Origin of the sequence: Pseudomonas karstica (assembly GCF_009707515.1) — a bacterium.
In the GTDB taxonomy this organism is placed as follows: domain Bacteria; phylum Pseudomonadota; class Gammaproteobacteria; order Pseudomonadales; family Pseudomonadaceae; genus Aquipseudomonas; species Aquipseudomonas karstica.
This window is the reverse complement of the sequence record NZ_WLYI01000022.1, coordinates 105,723-111,722: the sequence shown is the minus strand read 5'-3', so window position 1 is coordinate 111,722 and position 6,000 is coordinate 105,723. Positions and strand designations below refer to the sequence as shown.

General features: G+C 58.8%; 3 protein-coding genes. All 3 read left to right on the top strand.

Going from position 1 to position 6,000, the window contains the following annotated elements:
- Positions 1 to 3,022 (top strand): condensation domain-containing protein (locus GIR22_RS16830; protein WP_246208420.1); only part of this gene is annotated, 3,022 nt, incomplete at its 5' end.
- 615 nt (positions 3,023 to 3,637) lie between these two features.
- Complete coding sequence (locus tag GIR22_RS16825; RefSeq protein WP_154744430.1) at positions 3,638 to 4,459, top strand: helix-turn-helix transcriptional regulator; 822 nt, start codon at positions 3,638 to 3,640, stop codon at positions 4,457 to 4,459.
- Positions 4,460 to 4,534: 75 nt separating this feature from the next.
- On the top strand, positions 4,535 to 5,953 hold the full coding sequence (gene adeC / locus GIR22_RS16820; protein WP_154744429.1) for an AdeC/AdeK/OprM family multidrug efflux complex outer membrane factor: 1,419 nt from the start codon (positions 4,535 to 4,537) through the stop codon (positions 5,951 to 5,953).
- Positions 5,954 to 6,000: the final 47 nt, after the last annotated feature.

Here is a 6,000-nt window from a genome sequence, read left to right as displayed (position 1 = left end):
TATTGAGCTGGGGGAAATCGAAAGTGTCTTGATGGGCTGCCACGGTATTCGTGAGGCGGTGGTGATCGCTCGCGAGGACGGCCAGGGCGAGTCCGACAACACGCGCCTGGTGGCGTACCTGTGTGGCGAGCCGGCCAGCGCTGAATACCTGCGTAGCGAGCTGCTCAAGCACTTGCCCGAATACATGGTGCCAAGCGCGTTTGTGCATCTCGACGCCCTGCCCCTGACCGCCAATGGCAAGCTCGACCGCCGCGCCCTGCCCGCGCCGGGCCTGGAATCCATGGCGAGCAAAACCTACACGGCACCACAAGGGGAAACCGAAATCGCCATCGCCGAGATCTGGAAAGGCTTGCTGCACCTGGATCAGGTCGGTCGCCATGACGGTTTCCTTGAACTGGGCGGCCACTCGCTGCTCGCCGTGCAACTGCTGTCGCGGCTGCGTCGCAAGCTTGGCGCGCGGATCACCCTGCAAGAGTTGTTTGATGCCCCGACCGTGTGTGGCCTGGCTTCGCGGGTGAACGCCGCGTCACCGACCGAGGCGCAGTCGATTCCCCTGGCGAACCGCTCGGGCCGACTGCCGTTGTCGTTTTCCCAGCAACGGCTGTGGTTCCTCGATCACCTGGACCACGCGGCTGGCGCTGCCTATCACCTGCCGATGGCGTTGCGCCTGAGGGGTGCGCTGAACAAAGCGGCGCTGCACTCAACCCTTGATCATCTGGTAGCACGCCACGAAACCCTGCGCACCAGCTTCGAACTGGTAGACGGCGAGCCGCTGCAAAAAATCGCCCCCGTCGATTATCGCTTCCATTTGCAAGAGCAGGATCTGCGCGAGATGCCGGTCCTGGAACGTGCAGTCAACCTGACCCAACTCGGCCAGGCCAATGCAACGCAGTTGTTCGACCTGAACCAGGGGCCGCTGATGCGCGGCCATCTGGTGCAGTTGGCAGACGAGGAACATGTGCTGTTCATGACCCTGCACCACATCGTATCCGATGGCTGGTCCAACAGTGTCCTGGCCCATGAAGTGAGTGTGCTCTATACCGCGCTCAGCCAAGGGCAAAAGGACCCGTTGCCGGCCCTGGCGCTGCAATATGTGGACTACGCGGCCTGGCAACGACAATCCCTGGAAGGTCCGGCGTTGCAAGCGCAGATCGACTTCTGGCGCCAACATCTGGAGGGGGCGCCAAGCCTGTTGAACCTGCCATTGGATCGTCCGCGCCCGGCCATTCAACGTTACGCCGGCGGTATCGTCGAGTGCACCTTTTCACCCTCCCTCAGCGCCGACTTGCGTGCGTTCAGCCAAGCCCAGGGTGCCACGCTGTTCATGGTGCTGCTGGCCGGCTGGTCAGTGCTGATGAGTCACCTGAGTGGTCAGCCCGATGTGGTGGTGGGCACCCCGGTAGCCAATCGGCCGCGTCCAGAGCTGGAGCCGTTGATTGGCTTCTTCGCCAACACCCTGGCCTTGAGAGTGACCACCGAGCGTGAAACGACGATCACCGATCTGGTGGCCCGGATCAAGCACCTGACACTGGCCGCCTACAACCACCAGGACTTGCCTTTCGAACAGGTGGTGAGTGCCCTGCAACCGACCCGCAGCATGAGCCACAGCCCCTTGTTCCAGGTAATGTTGAGCCTGAACAACACGCCGCCGGCACCGCTGGAACTGCCGGGCCTGGAAGTGGAGTCCATAGAAAGTGCCCACAGCACCACGCAGTTCGACCTATCGCTGTCACTGATCGACAACACCGACCGCATCAGCGGCAGCATGCAATACGCCAACGACCTGTTCGACACCTCGACCGTGCAGAACATCGCCGAGCTGTTTGCCAACGTCCTGGAACATTTGGTGGCCGACGCACAGCAGTCGATTGGCAAACTGTTGGAAGACACGCCAGCCCTGATTCGTTCGGCCAATGCCGTGGCGTTGCCGCACGCGGTCGAAGACAGTGAGGTCCTGGCACTGCCTTATGAAGCCCCTCAAGGTGACACCGAAATCGCCATCGCCACGATTTGGCAGGATTTGTTCAAGCTCGAACGCATCAGCCGGCATGACGACTTCTTCAGCATCGGCGGTATTTCGTTGATGGCGGTCCAGATGACTTCACGGTTACGCAAGGTCCTTGGCAAACCGGTTGCCGTGCGCGATCTGTTTGTCGAACCCACCATCGCAGGCTTCGCCAGAGCCCTCGATGGTCAGGCCCGACCAGGTATTCGCAGCAACCTGGTACCGATTCGCCGCACGGGTTCCCAACGTCCGCTGTACCTGGTCCATCCGTTGGGCGGTGAGGTGCAATATGCTCGGGACCTGGCGCCTTCACTGGATCCGCAGGTGCCTGTCTATGGCTTGGCCGCCAGCGGCCTGGTGAACGGAGAGTCGCCGCTGTCCGATATATCGGCTATGTCTGCGCGCTACCTGACGGCAATCCGTCAGGTCCAGCCAAAAGGTCCGTATCGGATCGCTGGTTGGTCGGCCGGTGGCCTGATCGCTTATGAAATGGCCCGTCAACTGCAGGCCGGCGGTGAGCAGGTAGAGTTCCTGGGCATCATCGATGCCTCGGCACGCCCGGAGCCGGTCGCCGCAGAGTCCTTGAGCGAGGGGCAATTCCTGATGGCCTGGCTGCCCGAGCAGATTGATCCCCAGGTGCTTCAACAACTGACCGCGCTGGCGCAGGACGCTGCCATTGAGACGATGTTGGCGCTGTGCATGACCCACCGTCTGCTCCCGGAGGAACTGCCTCATGACATCGATGCCGGGTTATTGCGCAGTCACCTCGGAGTGGCTTATGCGACGCGCCAGGCCATTGGTGCCTACGTTAGCCCGCCCATTTCACTCAAAGTGTCGCTGTTCACGGCGAGCGAGCAGAAACGCAGCGATCCGACCTTGGGCTGGGGGGCGTTGCTCAAGGATCAGGTGAGCGTGAAAGCGTTGCCCGGGACGCATAACACACTGGTCAAGGCCCCACATGTCAGCGCGCTGGGCGAAGCGATTTCCCATGCACTGAACACCACTACTGCCTCATAAACAGAGCAGGACGGCACAACAAGAACTCTTGTTGTGCCGTCCTGGTTGTTTAATCAGGAAAAGCGTTTGTCAACGGCAAAATGTCGATGGCACGGCCAAGTCACACTGTGACTGCTCGGATCAAAATAGAAAATCGTTCGAAAAGCTAGATATCTCAAACGACTCTGGAATTTTTATTTCGTAAATTTCGCCAAAAAAACCTTCGCAGAAAAGTGGCATCTGGAAAACCGCGCCCACTCTCCCCTTTGCCCCTATCACGCTTAACTCATTCTTTTAACTCAATAATTTTCATGACGGAGGCACTCAACCAGAAGCCGTCGCTGCGCGTGACCAAGCCTAAAGCCCACACAAATCATGTTATTTCGAGAAAATCGTCAAATAAACAGCGCCAACTCCGTGACGCAATGTCCCGGTTTTCCACTACAGACTTTTCCTACGCTGAAACGCTTAATCGCCACTACGAGCTGAATCGTTTTTTGTGAATGGATTTACACGTGATGTTGACTCCCAGGGATCAAGTCCATAAGCAGCCTCTGCAGTTTGGAAAATCGGGTGGGTTTCACCCCTCGACAGCCACTGAACTGCGAGCGGTTTGCAATATGCAGGATAAGCATAATGAATCAACGTGTGGGCGTTAGAGGCGTGGACAAGGCATATCTCTACTCAGAACTGGGAAAACTGATTTCCAGTCTCGGAAACGAGAGTTTTCTGATCAACATGCACCAACTGATCGAAAAGTCAGTGCCTGTCAGTCGGATCGTCTTAAGTGAATGGACCGTTGATGACACCCAATCCAGGGTCGTCGATGTGCAACTGCTGGGGTCTGCCGGCCTGCAGGAAAGCGCGCAAATGCAATCCGCCTGCCCCACCAGCGCCAAACAGCGCAGCGACCACCCGCTGGTCCAACGCGTGCTGGAGATAGAAGCTCCGCTGCTGATTCACCTGAACGCACGAATGAAGGATAAAGAAGGCAACAGTTGCCTCGGCACCTCTCATCAATGCAGCCTGATTTCACGCAAAGCTAACCGTCGTTGTGTGATCTCGTTGCACCGCCCAAACATTAACCGCGACTTCACCCTCCAAGAATTGTCCTTCTTGAAATACCTCTCGGAGGCGCTGCTGCCGCTGGCGGAACGGCATGCACACGTCAATCGCCAGTCCTGCATCAAGGCCTCTGGCAGTGCCAACTCGCTGATTTCCGTTGACCAGACGCAATTACAGCGCGAGTTCAATGAACGGTTGATCTCTTGTGACGTGAGCCTTTCAGTACGGGAAAAAGAAGTCTGCCTGGGGCTCCTGGCCGGGAGTACCGTACCGGAAATGGCGGAAAAACTCTGCGTTAAAAACAGCTCCATAGAAACCTATCTGAAACGTGCTGCAGCCAAACTGGGTGTCAGCGGACGGCATGGGCTGGCCAAGTGGATGATCGGCTCATGACGGCTCGCCTCGAGCGCATGAGCGGTAGTGTCCAGCAGGTAACACGCAGTAATTTCCAGACAATGAGGCTGGCTGATGTATAAATCCCTGAGCTCCTTGGTGGCCGCCGCAATCGCTCTTGGCGGCTGCTCGCTGATCCCGCAATACCAGCGCCCCGAGGCCCCGGTTGCCACGCAATTCCCGCAGACCTCGGCCTACGCTCCAGCCAGTTCGGGGCCGCTTGCCGCCGACCAAGGCTGGCGTGAGCAATTCCACGACCCCGTACTGCAACAGCTCATCGAGCGCTCGTTGCTCAACAATCGTGACCTGCGTGTGGCGGCCCTGAACGTCGAAGGCTATCAGGCTCAATACCGGATTCAACGCGCCGATCTCTACCCGGCGGTCAGTGCCACTGGCAGCGGTTCGCGCCAGCGGGTGCCGAGCAGTCTATCGTCCACCGGTGACCCCGCGATCAGCAGCTCCTACTCGGCGACCCTGGGCATCAGCGCCTACGAACTGGACTTTTTCGGACGTCTGCGCAGCCTCAGTAAAGAAGCCTCGCTCACCTACCTGTCCAGCGAAGAAGCCCAGCGCAGTGTCCAGTTGAGTCTCGTGGCCAGCGTGGCCAATGCCTATTTGACCTGGCGCGCCGATCAGGAGCTGCTGATGTTGACCCAGGACACACTCAAATCCTACAAGCAAAGCCTGGGCCTGACAGAGCGCAGTAATGAGGCTGGCCTCGCCTCGGCTCTGGACCTGAGCCAGTCGCGCACCTCGGTGAAAAGCGCCGAGGCCAGCCTGGCCAAATTCCAGCGCCAGGTCGCCCAAGACCTCAACAGCCTGATCCTGCTGGTGGGAGCCCCGGTGTCGGCCGACCTGCCCGGCCGCCCACTGGCGTCTGAGCTGCTCGCCGAAGTCCCTTCGGGCCTGCCTTCAGACTTGCTGCAGCGGCGCCCGGATATTCTCGAAGCCGAATACTTGCTGCAAGCGGCCAACGCCAACATTGGAGCCGCTCGTGCTGCGTTCTTTCCGAGCATCAGCCTGACCGCCAATGCCGGCAGTTCAAGCAGCGAACTGTCCGGGTTGTTCAAGGCCGGTTCGGGGGGATGGCTGTTTGAACCACAAATCAATCTGCCGATATTCAACGCCGGCAGCCTTCGGGCGAGCCTGGATTACTCGAAAATCCAGAAAGACATCCGCGTCTCGCAATATGAAAAATCGATTCAGACCGCTTTCCAGGAAGTTTCCGATGGCCTAGCGGCACGCAAGACCTACAAGCAACAATTGCTGGCGCAACGCGACTTGGTGCAGGCCAGCCAGGATTACTACCGTTTGGCAGAGCGGCGCTATCGCATTGGCGTCGATAACAACCTGACGTTTCTTGATGCGCAACGCTCTCTCTTCAGCGCCCAACAGGCATTGATCACCGACCGGTTGGCGCAGTTGACCGCCGAGGTCAGCTTGTACAAGGCATTGGGTGGGGGCTGGGTAGAACACACAAACAGCGCTTTGTGAGGTCACTGAACATGGGCACATTCGAACCTGGGGCGTTTGTTCGCTTA

Excerpts from the sequence above, each read along its gene's own strand:
- adeC (WP_154744429.1), top strand. The coding sequence starts at position 4,535 with ATGTATAAATCCCTGAGCTCCTTGGTGGCCGCCGCAATCGCTCTTGGC.
- GIR22_RS16825 (WP_154744430.1), top strand. The coding sequence starts at position 3,638 with ATGAATCAACGTGTGGGCGTTAGAGGCGTGGACAAGGCATATCTCTAC.